Source organism: Acinetobacter sp. Root1280, assembly GCF_001425285.1.
In the GTDB taxonomy this organism is placed as follows: Bacteria; Pseudomonadota; Gammaproteobacteria; order Pseudomonadales; family Moraxellaceae; genus Acinetobacter; species Acinetobacter guillouiae.
In genome coordinates, this window is the sequence record NZ_LMED01000012.1 from 133,541 (window position 1) to 147,632 (window position 14,092).

At 40.0% G+C, this 14,092-nt stretch carries 12 protein-coding genes; 9 read left to right on the forward strand and 3 right to left on the reverse strand.

Translation table 11 applies throughout. The features are described 5' to 3' along the window. Nucleotides 1-163: 163 nt before the first annotated feature. The 3 genes from lolA to rplU all read right to left on the reverse strand — a co-directional run bounded on the left by lolA (nucleotide 164) and on the right by rplU (nucleotide 1,696). Nucleotides 164-859 (reverse strand): outer membrane lipoprotein chaperone LolA, encoded by a 696-nt coding sequence (gene lolA, locus ASC84_RS10500; protein ID WP_004722558.1) that lies wholly within the window; start codon nucleotides 857-859, stop codon nucleotides 164-166. 251 nt (nucleotides 860-1,110) lie between these two features. Further along, nucleotides 1,111-1,365, reverse strand: coding sequence for a 50S ribosomal protein L27 (rpmA, locus tag ASC84_RS10505; RefSeq protein ID WP_004722560.1), 255 nt, complete (start codon nucleotides 1,363-1,365; stop codon nucleotides 1,111-1,113). A 19-nt stretch (nucleotides 1,366-1,384) separates the two neighbouring features. After that, on the reverse strand, nucleotides 1,385-1,696 hold the full coding sequence (gene rplU / locus ASC84_RS10510) for a 50S ribosomal protein L21 (RefSeq protein WP_004722561.1): 312 nt from the start codon (nucleotides 1,694-1,696) through the stop codon (nucleotides 1,385-1,387). A gap of 430 nt (nucleotides 1,697-2,126) precedes the next feature. On the opposite strand from rplU, the gene sdsA reads away from it, so the two are divergent. The 9 genes from sdsA (at nucleotide 2,127) to ASC84_RS10555 (ending at nucleotide 13,971) form a co-directional block, all read left to right on the forward strand. Next, nucleotides 2,127-3,110: an All-trans-nonaprenyl-diphosphate synthase gene (gene sdsA / locus ASC84_RS10515; RefSeq protein WP_056514413.1), complete on the forward strand. Its 984-nt coding sequence runs from the start codon at nucleotides 2,127-2,129 to the stop codon at nucleotides 3,108-3,110. A gap of 15 nt (nucleotides 3,111-3,125) precedes the next feature. Beyond that, nucleotides 3,126-5,180, forward strand: coding sequence for a site-specific recombinase (locus ASC84_RS10520; protein WP_056514416.1), 2,055 nt, complete (start codon nucleotides 3,126-3,128; stop codon nucleotides 5,178-5,180). 159 nt (nucleotides 5,181-5,339) lie between these two features. Beyond that, on the forward strand, nucleotides 5,340-5,978 hold the full coding sequence (locus ASC84_RS10525; RefSeq protein ID WP_004722566.1) for a phosphatase PAP2 family protein: 639 nt from the start codon (nucleotides 5,340-5,342) through the stop codon (nucleotides 5,976-5,978). Further along, on the forward strand, nucleotides 5,978-7,234 hold the full coding sequence (locus ASC84_RS10530; protein ID WP_035371662.1) for an efflux RND transporter periplasmic adaptor subunit: 1,257 nt from the start codon (nucleotides 5,978-5,980) through the stop codon (nucleotides 7,232-7,234). The genes ASC84_RS10525 and ASC84_RS10530 overlap by 1 nt, the downstream gene beginning before the upstream one ends. A 13-nt stretch (nucleotides 7,235-7,247) precedes the next feature. Continuing rightward, nucleotides 7,248-10,427 carry an efflux RND transporter permease subunit gene (locus ASC84_RS10535; protein WP_004722571.1) on the forward strand — a complete coding sequence of 1,060 codons (3,180 nt, stop codon included), beginning with the start codon at nucleotides 7,248-7,250 and terminating at the stop codon, nucleotides 10,425-10,427. Next, nucleotides 10,427-11,887: a multidrug efflux RND transporter AdeIJK outer membrane channel subunit AdeK gene (gene adeK / locus ASC84_RS10540; RefSeq protein ID WP_004722574.1), complete on the forward strand. Its 1,461-nt coding sequence runs from the start codon at nucleotides 10,427-10,429 to the stop codon at nucleotides 11,885-11,887. Before ASC84_RS10535 ends, adeK begins: the two co-directional genes overlap by 1 nt. 103 nt (nucleotides 11,888-11,990) lie before the next feature. Then, nucleotides 11,991-12,341 (forward strand): YbjQ family protein, encoded by a 351-nt coding sequence (locus ASC84_RS10545; RefSeq protein ID WP_004722575.1) that lies wholly within the window; start codon nucleotides 11,991-11,993, stop codon nucleotides 12,339-12,341. A 9-nt stretch (nucleotides 12,342-12,350) separates the two neighbouring features. Continuing rightward, nucleotides 12,351-12,779 carry a YbjQ family protein gene (locus ASC84_RS10550; RefSeq protein WP_056514420.1) on the forward strand — a complete coding sequence of 143 codons (429 nt, stop codon included), beginning with the start codon at nucleotides 12,351-12,353 and terminating at the stop codon, nucleotides 12,777-12,779. 160 nt (nucleotides 12,780-12,939) lie between these two features. Beyond that, entirely contained in the window at nucleotides 12,940-13,971 is a 1,032-nt protein-coding gene (locus ASC84_RS10555; protein WP_056514425.1) for an agmatine deiminase family protein, read from the forward strand. Nucleotides 13,972-14,092: the final 121 nt, after the last annotated feature.

Consider the following 14,092-nt stretch of genomic DNA (forward strand, 5'->3'; position numbering starts at 1 on the left):
AACCCTTGTTTGAGCATAGAATACTCTTGTATTGAAAGCTACCGTATTCCTTGAAAGACATCCATCCTTCGCCTGATCAACATGACTGAGTCTATTGCTGTGTTCTGTTTAATCGGCATAAAAAAGCAACCTTACGGTTGCTCTTCTATTCAATCAAAGTCATTTATTGATCAATAATGTCTGTGCCTTTAGGCGGCACAAAATTAAAGGTAGACGCAGGGATAGCGGCATTGACCTGTACATTGTTAAAACGCACAGTGGTTGTTTGACCTAAAGAATCTTGCAAGATCATTAAAGTCGGTGCATTTTTCGCCCCAAAACTGATCGTCAAACTTTGGAAAGCACCATCTTTTTGTTTTGGATACAAGGTATAGTAAGTTTTACCTGCATTAGGCTGAGTAATACGATAAGCCTTTTGAATTTGTTCTGTATTACCACTGAGGAGTAATGCTGGTGTATTGGCAACCTGCTCATCTAAACTTTGGCGTACAGCCTGCTGTAAGTCAGGATCATAAATCCACACTGTACGACCTGCGGTCACAATAGTCTGTTTTGCGGGCGTGGTGGTTTCCCAATAGAATTTACCAGGACGTTCAACCTTCATTGTACCTTTAAAGGTTTGATTCATATGCTGAGCGGTTAAACCCTTTTTCTGTGCAACTTTACCTGTTTGAGTCGCTTTTGTGGTTTGCTCAAAATTTGCAGTAAAGCTTTTTACACCACTGAGTTGTTTAACCAGATTGGCAGTTGCTTGTTGCTCCGAAGCAGCAGTTGCTGCAAAAACTGTTGTGCTCATTACAGGTGCAAACAGCGCTGCACTTATAGCCACTGCACCCATCGTTTTACGAAGCATATTCATATGTTCACCTTTTCTATGTCTGCACTTCAATTAAAATATTCAAATAATATTTGGCACAGAATGTAATTTATTAGATTGCTTATCTTAAACCAAATTGAGTCAGTAATAATTGAGAAAATAAGAAGTTTTGTATTGTTATTGGTGCAATATGTTGAAAATTATTCATCATGATGAAGATGATTTTTTGTTTAATGCTAAAAAAACTGATAAAAAAACCCGCAATAAAGCGGGCTTTTTTGCACTATTAAAGCTTACGCTTCAACAGATACATAGCGACGGCCAAATTGACCTTTCACTTCAAATTTGATTACGCCGTCAGCAGTAGCAAATAAAGTATGGTCACGACCCATACCAACATTTGTACCAGCGTGGAATTCTGTACCACGTTGACGAACGATAATGTTACCAGCAGTCACAGCTTGACCACCGTACATTTTAACACCTAACATTTTAGGATTCGAATCACGACCGTTTTTGGTCGAACCACCGGCTTTTTTAGTTGCCATGTCTATATACTCCTAGTGATTAACCTGCGATCGTAGTAATTTTCAACTCGGTAAACCATTGACGGTGACCTTGTTGTTTACGGTAGTGCTTACGACGACGCATTTTAACAATACGAATTTTGTCATGACGACCGTGACCAACCACTTCTGCAGTTACTTTTGCGCCAGCTACAACTGGAGCACCGATTTGAATGCTTTCGCCATTCACAACCATTAATACATCATCAAATGTAATAGTCGCGCCAGTTTCAGCTTTCAACAATTCTACTTTAAGGGTTTCACCCTCAACAACACGGTGCTGTTTACCACCGCTTTGGATTACTGCGTACATAATGTACTCCAACTTACCCGTGTCGTCGTGCCGATAAAGGAATATATCGATCTTAAGACGAACGCCACTGGGGGTTATTCAAAGGCAAAGATTTTAAGTGATAATGAATTAAACAACAAGTCATTTCCAGCAAATATTATCATTGTATAGAAAATAATCTACATAAAACGGTTTTTTTAAGATTTCCCCTTTGATAATATGAATTTTTTTTTAAGATACAGCTAAAATTGAAATAGATTTTTAAAACAAATCCGCTACTATGTAGCTCAAAAGAATGATCGATTGAATGTTCAATGCTTTATTCATCTTTGGACAAAGAAAGAACAAATCATTAAGATTCAGGCACGATGTCTGCTTGCAAAAGCAACATTCAGACATGTTAATTGTTACACTAGCAACTTATAACGCATTTGCATGAGGCTCCCACCCGATGACCATCGACTTTAAGCAAGATATTCTCGCTCCAGTTGCAACCGACTTTGCTGCAATGGACAAGTTTATTAATGAAGGGATTACCTCAAAAGTTGCTTTAGTGATGGCCGTCAGTAAACATGTTGTTGAAGCTGGCGGTAAACGCATGCGTCCAATCATGTGCCTACTTGCAGCGAAAGCATGTGGTGCAACAGATCTACAGATGGACCCTTATCGTAAACTGGCAGCAATCATTGAAATGCTGCATACCGCAACATTGGTACATGATGATGTTGTAGATGAATCTGGTTTACGTCGTGGCCGTCCAACTGCAAACGCAACTTGGAACAACCAAACTGCTGTGTTGGTGGGTGATTTTCTGATTTCTCGAGCTTTTGATCTTCTGGTTGATCTCGACAATATGATCTTGCTCAAAGACTTTTCGACTGGCACTTGTGAAATTGCCGAAGGTGAAGTGTTACAGCTTCAAGCACAGCATCAACCCGAAACGACTGAACAAACTTATTTAGATATTATTCACGGTAAAACTTCTCGTTTATTTGAACTTGCAACTGAAGGTGCTGCCATCATTGCAGGGAAACCTGAGTATCGTGAACCATTACGTTTATTTGCAGGTCATTTTGGCAATGCCTTTCAAATCATTGATGATATTTTAGACTATACCTCTGATGCTGAAACATTAGGTAAAAATATTGGTGATGATTTAATGGAAGGTAAACCCACTTTACCTTTAATCTCTGCCTTAGCAAATACTCAGGGTGAAGAGCACGAAATTATCCGTAAAAGTATCGCAACTGGTGGAACAAGCGATTTAGATCGTGTGATTGAAATTGTTCAGAGCTCAGGTGCTTTAGATTATTGTAGTCGCCGTGCCACAGAAGAAACTCAAGCTGCGATTCAAGCTTTGAATCATTTACCTGAATCTGAGTATCGCCAGGCATTGTATAATTTAGCGCAACTTGCCTTACATCGAATTCAATAAAATTTAACAAGGCTTATGCATATACAATTTAATGATCTTTTCCTCCTTATGCAGGAACAACTCGATGGCATAAAAGTTGTTCCCAATCCTGATATATTAATTGAGTTAATCAATCGTATCAGACCCAGTGACAGCCACAATTTAGAAGAAAGTCAAAATAAATTTGATGCTTTAATTCAAGCACTGCTCACTACGCCCAATGCATCTTCTGCATTTCAAGGTTATTTACTCAAGCTGGTCAATCACTATAAACAAGCAGGATTGTATGCAGATAGTGGGATTTTATCTTTAGACGGCTTTTGGAATCAGCTTGGGCAACGGATTGGTGCACATTTTCTACCTTTATTAACAGACGAATCAGATCTCAAAGATTTGGTTGGCAAAGTGTTTCACCAGCGTAGTGATAAATATTGGCTGGAAAATATCAGTGAAAAGAAATGGGAACAATTGTTCCGATTACTCAATCAAGGTCATCGTTATAAAAACGATAAATTGGGAATTAAACGCGATATTGTCAAAGCCATTACGGTGCTTTCCTATCGAATCAGTGGTATTGGCTTATATCCTGAATTTATCAATGCCTACCCTGAGCTTCAAGAATATGAATCGCCATTTTTAGTTCAAAACCGTGAAATTGTTGAGTTTATAGAAGCATATAAAAAGCAACATCGCGATGAAGATGAGTTTGCTGTGGGCATTCCTCCCGATGCAGACCAAGCATTGGTCATGATTGAACAATGTCGTGATGTGGTACAGAAAATCCGTCGAGCAATTAAACGGATTGGGGTGAGCTTAAGCCTGACTTATTTACTCTCGCTACTAGAACAATGTATTGATCGAATTGAACTCTTACTCAATCTTCTGGTCGAAGATGATCAGATTCGTTATCAGCTCTGCGGTGAATTGCTCACGGACTTAGTCAATGCACACTATAGTGAAACCAGTGTGCGTGATTTACTTAAAACCAACAGTGAGTTAATCGCACTACAAGTCACTGAAAATGCCAGTAAGACAGGCGAACATTATGTAAGTACCGATAAGAAAGGTTTCTTTGGCATGTATAAAGCAGCTGCAGGTGCAGGTGCGATTATTGCAACCATGGCAACCCTGAAAATACTGACTGCACGTTTAGTCCTTGCACCATTTTTGCATGCTTTTCTCTACAGTATGAATTATTCATTGGGTTTTATCCTGATCCATGTTTTGCACTTTACTGTAGCAACCAAACAACCTGCGATGACAGCGGCCGCACTTGCATCAACAGTTCAGCACCAAAAAGGTTCAAAAACAGCGCAAATTGCTGAACTTGCCGGACTGATTATTAATATTATTCGGACCCAGTTTATTGCAATTCTGGGAAATATTTCGATTGCGATTCCTACTGCCGCATTAATTACCTATCTATGGCAGCTGTCAATGCATGAACCACTTTTGACGCATGCTAAAGCCACAACCTTACTCGCCAGTCTAAATCCATTTACTTCATTGGCAGTTCCTCATGCAGCAATTGCCGGTGTTTGTTTATTTTTATCAGGATTAATCGCTGGATATTTTGACAATATGTCAGTCTATCGAAAAGTCGGTCCCCGCTTAAAAGCCCACATAAAATTGAAAAAAATGATGGGACAAGCCAGACTGGACAAGTTTGCAGACTATATAGAGCGAAACTTAGGCGCTTTAGCGGGTAATTTTATCTTTGGGATCATGCTTGGAAGTATGGGAACCATTGGTTTTATCTTAGGTTTACCTTTAGATATCCGCCATATTGCGTTTGCTGCTGCCAACTTTATTCAAGGCTTAATGACCATCAATGGTTCACCTGATATTGGCCTCATCATTGTGTCTTTCCTTGGGGTGTTGTGTATTGGTTTGACCAACTTATTTGTCAGCTTCACGCTCACCATTATTGTGGCACTCAGAGCAAGACAAGTTCGTTTTTCACAATGGAAACCATTGGCAAAACTTATATTTACCCATTTTTCTACCCGTCCGCTAGATTTCTTCTGGCCGCCAAAACAACCCTTACAACTTGAAGATGAGGCAAACTCACAAAGCAAACTAAATCACTAGGATTTTTGTTATTTTTTGTGCAAATTGTTAAATATTTCACAAAAAGAAATTAGTATAAATTACCTAAATTTACTCACTTGAAAAAAAGTGTACTGGCTAGTACACTTCGGTTGATTAAATAAACTTAACGTACGCAATTTATATACTCTAGGTTAACTTATGCCTTACGTATTGCTCCTTATTGGCTGTATAGGTTTACTTATTGGGAGTGTTGGTTTAAACATTAACCAGATACAACAGTTTGATTTTTCAAGCGTTGTATGGATGAGTTCACACCGTTTAGAGGTCTTAAATGGTCTAGCACTCACCCTATCCTATCTGGGCGGCTTACCGTCAATGATCGTGATTGCAGGGCTATGTAATTTATATTTCATACGTCTAAAACAATATGCAAATGTGCTGATGATTAGTATTGGACTGCTCGGTGCTGCGGCAATTGGTTGGATACTCAAATATCTGGTCAATCGTCCTAGACCCGATGAAATTTACCAAATGGTGCAAACCTATGGTGCTTCATTTCCTAGTGCTCACAGTATTTATGCAGCGATTGTATGCTGTTCGATTATGTTTATATTTCAAAAGCATCGCCAAGTTAAATGGATTAGCTTGGGGGGCTTTTTATGGTTTCTAAGCATGGGGGGCTCTAGAATTTATCTAGGGGCACATTTCCCAACTGATGTACTCACTGGATGGGGTATAGGTGTCATATGGGCTGCAATTTTATGGCTCATACTGTCACGAGAAACGTTAAGACAGAACAAATTATTTTTAGATAAGAATCTAAACGAGGTGGAATAATGATGTCGGCAAAGCTTTGGGCTCCTGCCCTTACTGCTTGTGCTCTCGCAACAAGTATTGCACTTGTAGGCTGCAGCAAAGATCCTAAATCAGCACAACAAGCTGGTGGTGCTGCCCAAAAAATGCCGCCGACTGAAGTTGGTGTCATTGTTGCTCAGCCACAAAGCGTAGAACAAAGTGTTGAACTTTCTGGTCGTACTTCAGCGTATCAAATCTCTGATGTTCGCCCACAAACAAATGGCGTGATTTTAAAACGTTTGTTTACTGAAGGTAGTTTTGTTCGTGAAGGTCAACCTCTTTATGAGATTGACTCGAGTATCAATCGTGCAAACTTAGACAGTGCAAAAGCAGCTTTAGTACGTCAGCAAGCAAACTTAAATGCCTTGCAGGTTAAAGCAAATCGTTATCGTCAACTTGTCGGCATCAATGCTGTTTCTAAGCAAGAGTTTGATGATTTGCTTGCACAAATCAAACTTGCTGAAGCAGATATTGCAGCGTCAAATGCTGCTGTTAAAAATGCGCAAATTGACCTAGGTTATTCAACTGTTCGTTCACCTATTTCAGGTCAATCTGGTCGTTCTTCAGTCACTGCTGGTGCTTTGGTGACTGCAAACCAAGCCAATGCTTTGGTTACGATTCAGCAACTTGACCCAATTTATGTAGACATCAGCCAATCAAGTGCTGAGTTATTACGTCTACGTCAACAGTTAAGCCAAGGTAGTATTGATCGTAGCAACAACACCAAAGTTCGTTTAAAACTTGAAGATGGTAGCTACTACGGTGTGGAAGGAAACCTTGCATTTTCTGATGCTAGTGTAGATCCAAGCACAGGTTCTGTGACTTTACGTGCAGTCTTCTCAAATCCTAATCATTTATTATTGCCGGGTATGTTTGCCAATGCGCAGATCGTACAAGGCGTAATTCCAAATGCTTACTTAGTTCCACAAGCAGCAATTACACGCACACCAACTGGCCAAGCAATCGCGATGCTTGTAAATGCAAAAGGTGTAGTTGAAAGCCGTCCTGTAACAACTGTAGGTGTTCAAGGTAAAGATTGGATCGTCACTCAAGGCCTAAATACTGGCGATAAAGTGATTGTTGATGGTATTGCCAAAGTAAAACCAGAACAAGCTGTGGTTGCTAAACCTTATCAGCCTCAAGCGGCTGCACCACAAGCAGGTGCTAAACCAGGTACAGCAGCACAACCTGTTCAACAAAATAAATCCAGTGAACAAAAAGCTACTTCAAATGCATAAGGGGTAGACGAATATGGCTCAATTTTTTATTCATCGCCCCATTTTTGCGTGGGTGATTGCACTGGTAATTATGTTGGCGGGTATTCTGACGCTAACAAAAATGCCTGTTGCTCAGTATCCAACAATTGCTCCTCCTGTAGTGACAATTGCTGCAACTTATCCTGGTGCTTCTGCACAAACTGTTGAGAACACCGTAACTCAGATCATTGAACAACAAATGAATGGTCTAGATGGTTTACGTTATATCTCATCAAACAGTGCGGGTAATGGTCAGGCATCAATTAACCTGAATTTTGAACAAGGTATTGATCCAGACATTGCACAGGTTCAAGTACAGAACAAATTACAGTCAGCGACAGCACTTTTACCTGAAGATGTACAACGTCAAGGCGTAAAAGTGACCAAATCAGGCGCGAGCTTTATGCAAGTACTTGCATTTTATTCGCCAGATGGCAGCCTTTCTGGCGCTGACATTAAAGACTATGTAAATTCAAATATTTCTGAACCACTGAGTCGTGTTGCAGGCGTAGGTGAAATTCAAGTCTTTGGTGGTCAATATGCAATGCGTATCTGGCTAGACCCAGCTAAAATGACCAGTTTGCAAGTTACACCAAGTGATATTGCTGCTGCCATTCGTGCACAAAACTCACAAGTGGCTGTAGGTCAATTGGGTGGTGCTCCTGCTGTACAAGGTCAAATCCTGAATGCGACTGTCAATGCGCAAAGCATGTTGCAAACACCTGAACAATTTAAAAACATCTTCCTAAAAAACACGTCTTCTGGTGCTCAAGTTCGTTTGGGTGATGTTGCACGCGTAGAATTAGGTTCAGACAGTTATCAATTCGATTCTAAATTTAATGGTAACCCTGCGGGCGGTGTAGCAATTAAATTGGCAACAGGTGCAAATGCACTTGATACAGCCGCTGCTGTAGAAAAACGCCTCACTGAATTACGTAAAAACTACCCTGAAGGCTTAAAAGATAAAATTGCTTATGACACCACACCGTTTATTAAGCTTTCAATTGAAAGTGTGGTACATACGTTAATTGAAGCAATCGTTCTTGTATTCTTCGTGATGTTCTTGTTCTTACAGAACTGGCGTGCAACGATTATCCCAACAATGGCAGTTCCTGTGGTTGTACTTGGGACATTTGCAGTTATTAATATTTTTGGCTTCTCAATCAACACCTTAACCATGTTCGCCATGGTACTGGCGATTGGTCTATTGGTCGATGATGCCATCGTTGTGGTTGAGAACGTCGAACGGGTAATGCAAGAAGAACATGCTGGTCCAGTTGAAGCCACTGAAAAATCGATGAAGCAAATTTCAGGTGCTTTGGTCGGTATTACCAGCGTATTGACTGCTGTATTTGTACCAATGGCGTTCTTTGGTGGTACTACGGGGGTAATTTACCGTCAGTTCTCGATCACGCTCGTTACAGCAATGGTTTTGTCTTTAATCGTTGCTTTAACTTTTACCCCAGCTCTTTGTGCAACATTGTTAAAACAGCATGATCCAAATCAAGAACCAAGCAATAACATTTTTGCGCGTTTCTTCCGTTGGTTTAACCGCAGTTTTGAAAAAGTAGCAGAGAAATACCAAGGTGGTGTCAATCGTATGACCCATCATAAGATATTCTCTGGTGCGATCTATATTGCTGTGATTGTTGCCTTAGTTGGACTGTACAAAATGCTCCCCTCTTCTTTCTTACCAGAAGAAGACCAAGGCGTAGTTATGACGTTGGTTCAGCTACCACCAAGTGCCAGCCTTGAACGAACAGATAAAGTCATCACAACCATGACCGATTACTTCTTAAATAAGGAAAAAGCACATGTAGATACTATTTTTACAGTTTCTGGTTTCTCATTTACAGGTGTCGGGCAAAATGCTGGTTTAGCTTTTATTAAATTGAAAGACTGGAGTGAACGTACCACACCTGAATCACAAATTGGCGCCATTATTCAACGCGGTATGGCACTGAATATGATTGTAAAAGATGCATCATACATCATGCCATTGCAATTACCTGCAATGCCTGAATTAGGTGTTTCATCAGGTTTTGACATCCAATTGAAAGATGCCAGTGGTCAAGGTCACGATAAACTCATTGCTGCACGTAATGCTATTTTAGGTATGGCTTCTCAAGACAAACGTCTTGCAGGTGTTCGTCCAAATGGTCAAGAAGATACCCCTCAATATCAAATCAACATTGATCAAGCGCAAGCTGGTGCAATGGGAGTCAGTATTGCGGATATTAATTCGACCATGAGCATGGCGTGGGGTGGTTCTTATATCAATGACTTCGTTGATCGTGGTCGTGTGAAAAAAGTTTATGTTCAAGGCGAATCAAACGCTCGTATGATGCCTGAAGACTTAAACAAATGGTATGTACGTAACAATAGCGGCACCATGGTTCCATTCTCTGCGTTTGCAACAGGTCAATGGACCTATGGTTCACCTCGTCTCGAACGTTATAACGGTGTAGCTTCTGCGAACATTCAAGGTACACCAGCGCCGGGCGTAAGTTCGGGAGATGCGATGCTTGCCATGGAAGAAATTATTGGTAAGTTACCGTCTATGGGCTTAACAGGTTTCGACTATGAATGGACGGGTCTGTCTTTAGAAGAACGTGAATCTGGTAGTCAAACTGTTCCGCTTTTGATTCTTTCTTTGCTTATTGTATTCCTTTGCCTTTCAGCTTTATATGAAAGTTGGTCTATCCCTGTTTCAGTATTGCTAGTCGTACCTTTAGGTGTTATTGGTGCATTTACTTTAACCTGGTTGGGCATGGTCATCAAAGGTGATCCTAACTTATCATTTAACATCTACTTCCAAGTCGCGATCGTTGCAGTCATCGGTTTGTCTGCAAAAAATGCGATTTTGATTGTAGAGTTTGCAAAAGAGTTGCAAGAACAAGGTGAAGAATTGTTTGAAGCGACATTGCATGCTGCAAAAATGCGTTTACGTCCAATTATCATGACAACCTTAGCGTTCGGTTTCGGTGTATTACCACTTGCTTTATCAAGCGGTGCTGGTGCCGGTAGCCAACACTCAGTCGGTTATGGTGTATTAGGTGGTGTAATTAGCTCAACACTTTTAGGTATCTTCTTTATTCCTGTGTTCTTCGTATGGATTCGTAGTATCTTTAAGTACAAACCTAAAAATCAAAATATTCAGGAGCATAAATCGTGATGCAAAAAGTATGGTCTATTTCAGGTCGTAGCATTGCGGTATCTGCACTTGCGCTTGCTTTGACAGCTTGTCAAAGCATGCGTGGCCCAGAACCCGTAGCTCAAGCGAACATACCAACAGGTTATATTCAAAATAACGGTGGTACATCTATTGCTGAACAAGGTTATAAAGAGTTTTTTGCAGATCAACGCTTACTTCAAGTGCTTGATCTTGCTTTAGCCAATAACCGTGATTTACGTACAGCAACATTGAACATTCAACGTGCTCAACAAGCCTATCAAATCACTGAAAACAATCAGTTACCAACGATTGGTGCAAGTGGTGGTCTGTTACGTCAGGATCAAGGTGTAGGTGCTCAAACACGTTATAATGTGGGTCTTGGTGTAACTGCTTATGAGTTAGACTTCTGGGGTCGGGTAAAAAGTTTAAAAGACAATGCGCTTGATACTTATTTATCGACTGCAAGTGCGCGTGATGCAACGCAAATCAGCTTAATTAGTCAAGTTGCACAAGCTTGGTTAAATTACTCTTTTGCCAGCGCACAACTTAAGCTCGCTGACCAAACATTAAAAGCGCAGCTTGACTCTTATAACCTCAACAAAAAACGTTTTGATGTCGGTATCGACAGTGAAGTGCCTGTTCGTCAGGCTCAGATTTCTGTTGAAACCGCACGTAATGATGTTGCCAATTATAAGACTCAAATTGCACAAGCTCAGAACTTGCTAAATCTGCTTGTTGGACAATCAGTTCCAGACAACTTATTGCCAACACAACGTGTAACGCGTATTACCTCAAATGCTGCGTTCGCTTCTGGTTTACCAAGTGACTTGCTGAACAACCGTCCAGACGTCAAAGCGGCTGAATACCAACTTTCTGCTGCTGGTGCGAATATCGGTGCTGCGAAAGCACGCTTATTCCCAACCATCAGTTTGACGGGTACTGCAGGTTATGCATCTACTGATTTAAGTGATTTATTTAAATCAGGTGCTTTCGTTTGGTCTTTAGGTCCTAGTCTTGATATTCCGTTATGGGATTGGGGCACACGTAAAGCGAACATTAAGATTTCAGAAACAGATCAACAAATTGCGTTATCTGACTATGAAAAATCAATTCAATCTGCTTTCCGTGAAGTCAATGATGCATTAGCGACTCGCCAAAATATTGGTGATCGTCTTTCTGCTCAAAAACGTTTAGTTGATGCAACCAATACTACGTATAAACTTTCAAATGCCCGCTTCCGTGCAGGTATTGATAGTTACTTAACTGTTTTAGATGCTCAACGTACTTCTTACTCTGCTGAACAAGGTTTATTGCTATTAGAGCAAGCAAACTTAAACAATCAGGTAGAAGTTTATAAAACCCTTGGTGGTGGTCTAAAAGCCAACACTGCGGATCAAATTGCACAACCAGCCTCTTCATCTGAATTGAAATATCATTCAAAAGATAAAAAAGTCAGTTAATCTCAGTTTGATGATCAAAGCTCACTTCGGTGGGCTTTTTTTATTGCTTTTTGATGGATAATTTCCTATGTTTAAAGCAAGACATCATCAATGAATATTTAAAATGAAACTCAGTAATTTAGAAACTGTTCCAGCACATGTCATAAAGCAACAGCTTGATGTCGTTTATGGAAGCACGGTCCGCAGTAAACATGTCGGACGTGACTTTATGGCTGGTCTAAAAAATATTGTCGGTGGTGAACTCAAAGGCTATACCGAATTATTAGAAGAATCACGTCAAGAAGCCATGAATCGTATGATTGAAAAAGCACGTGTTTTAGGTGCCAATGCAATTGTCGGTATCCGTTTTTCTACGTCTAATATTGCGCAAGGTGCTTCAGAACTTTTTGTCTATGGTACTGCGGTCATTGTTGAACCGACCACAACACAACTTCCTGACCCATTTTCAAAATAGGCGAAACAGATGGATGGTTTAATTTTTAAAATTGGGCTCACACTGGTTCTGTTTTTTATTGGCTGGGGGTTTGGACGTTTTATCGAACAAAAGCATTTAAAAGAATTGGCAGACAATGAACAACGACTTGCTCATATTCGGATTGATACCAATAAGTTCCAAGTCTCTGAAAAGCATGGACAACTCATCAGTAGTAATGTGGTGATTTCACATGATTATTTTAAATATATTATCGCGCAAATTCAGAACTTCTTTGGTGGTCGTTTAACCACCTATGAGAGTGTCGTCGATCGCGCACGTCGAGAAGCGATTGTCAGATTAAAACAGGAAGCTGAAAATATTGGAGCAACGCATATCATGGGCTTACGTTTAAGTACTACAGAACTCGGTATGCAAGGTGGGATGGTTGAAGTGTTTGCCTACGGAACAGCAACTTAATCTCACTCCACTTTTTTAAATAATCATCATGATTTTTTCATCAGAATACATAATCGCTGTTGGACTTTCTGGTTTTGTATTCTGGTGATGTAAAGATCTGGGAATACCGTGACCATAACAAAAATGAAAGAATCTTAACTTCATGAACAGGTTAGACATCATGAAAGCTTTAGCACTTAAAATAAGTATCGGATTACTGTCTATGCTTCCATTCACAATAAATGCAGAATTGATTGTATTGGCTTCGCCACAAAGTCAGGATAAGTACTATGCAGAAAAAATCGATGATATCTTTGATTTCCACGTCGATTATGCAAAGAAAATTATTCAAAATGGTGACAATGTGATGATCTTAACCGATCAACAACTTTACCCTGATTATGTCAAAGCATTGGGTAAACAGCATGTCACCATCGCGCCTATGCAAGATATTTGGATGCGTGATTTTAGCAGTGCCAATCCCAATCAACCTGTTCTTTTTCGTTATACCGCAGCAGGACAAGGTGGAACCAAAAAAGCTCAAGCCATTTCTGATGATGTTCAAGCAGACTTTAAAGCCTATAGTCAAAAAGCTGGTTTAAAATTTACCCAGACTCAACTGCTCAATGATGGCGGTAATTGGGTTGAAGATGGTTATGGCAATGTTGTGTTAAGCACCAAGTTCTTAGCTGACAATCATTTAACCGAAAACCAAGCTAGAGCACAGCTGATCCGTTTAACGGGCGCTAAACATATTGCATTTATTGAAGCGGATGAACAAGGTGGTTTAGAACATGCGGATGGTGTCGTAAGCTTTATAGATCAGAATACTTTAGTGATTAACACCTATCCTGAAGACCCCGACTACGCCAAACAGTTAAAAATTGATTTAAAACGCGGTATTCCAGATATCAAAATTCATGAAATCACCACACCTTATGATGGTAGTGAAATTTATGATGAGAAATTTGGTTCAGCTTGTGGTTTATATACCAATATGCTGGTCACGCCTAAGCATATTTATTTTCCGCAATTTGGTATTAAACAAGATGCACTGGCATTACAGCAAATTCGTCGTCTAACCAAACGAACAGTCATTCCAATTCACTCTGCACAAGTGTGCCATATGGGCGGTGGAGTACGCTGTATGTCATGGCAATTAAGAGGCAAAAATGCTGAATTGTTATTAAACGACTTCAATAAAATACATTAAGCATTCGATTTTTACCCTTTCAAATATCCTGTTATTTTAAAAACATTCATCTTTTAGCTCACTGCTATTTTTACTCGCGAACGAGAAGATGAATGTTTAATAATCAGCATTACTATCCAAC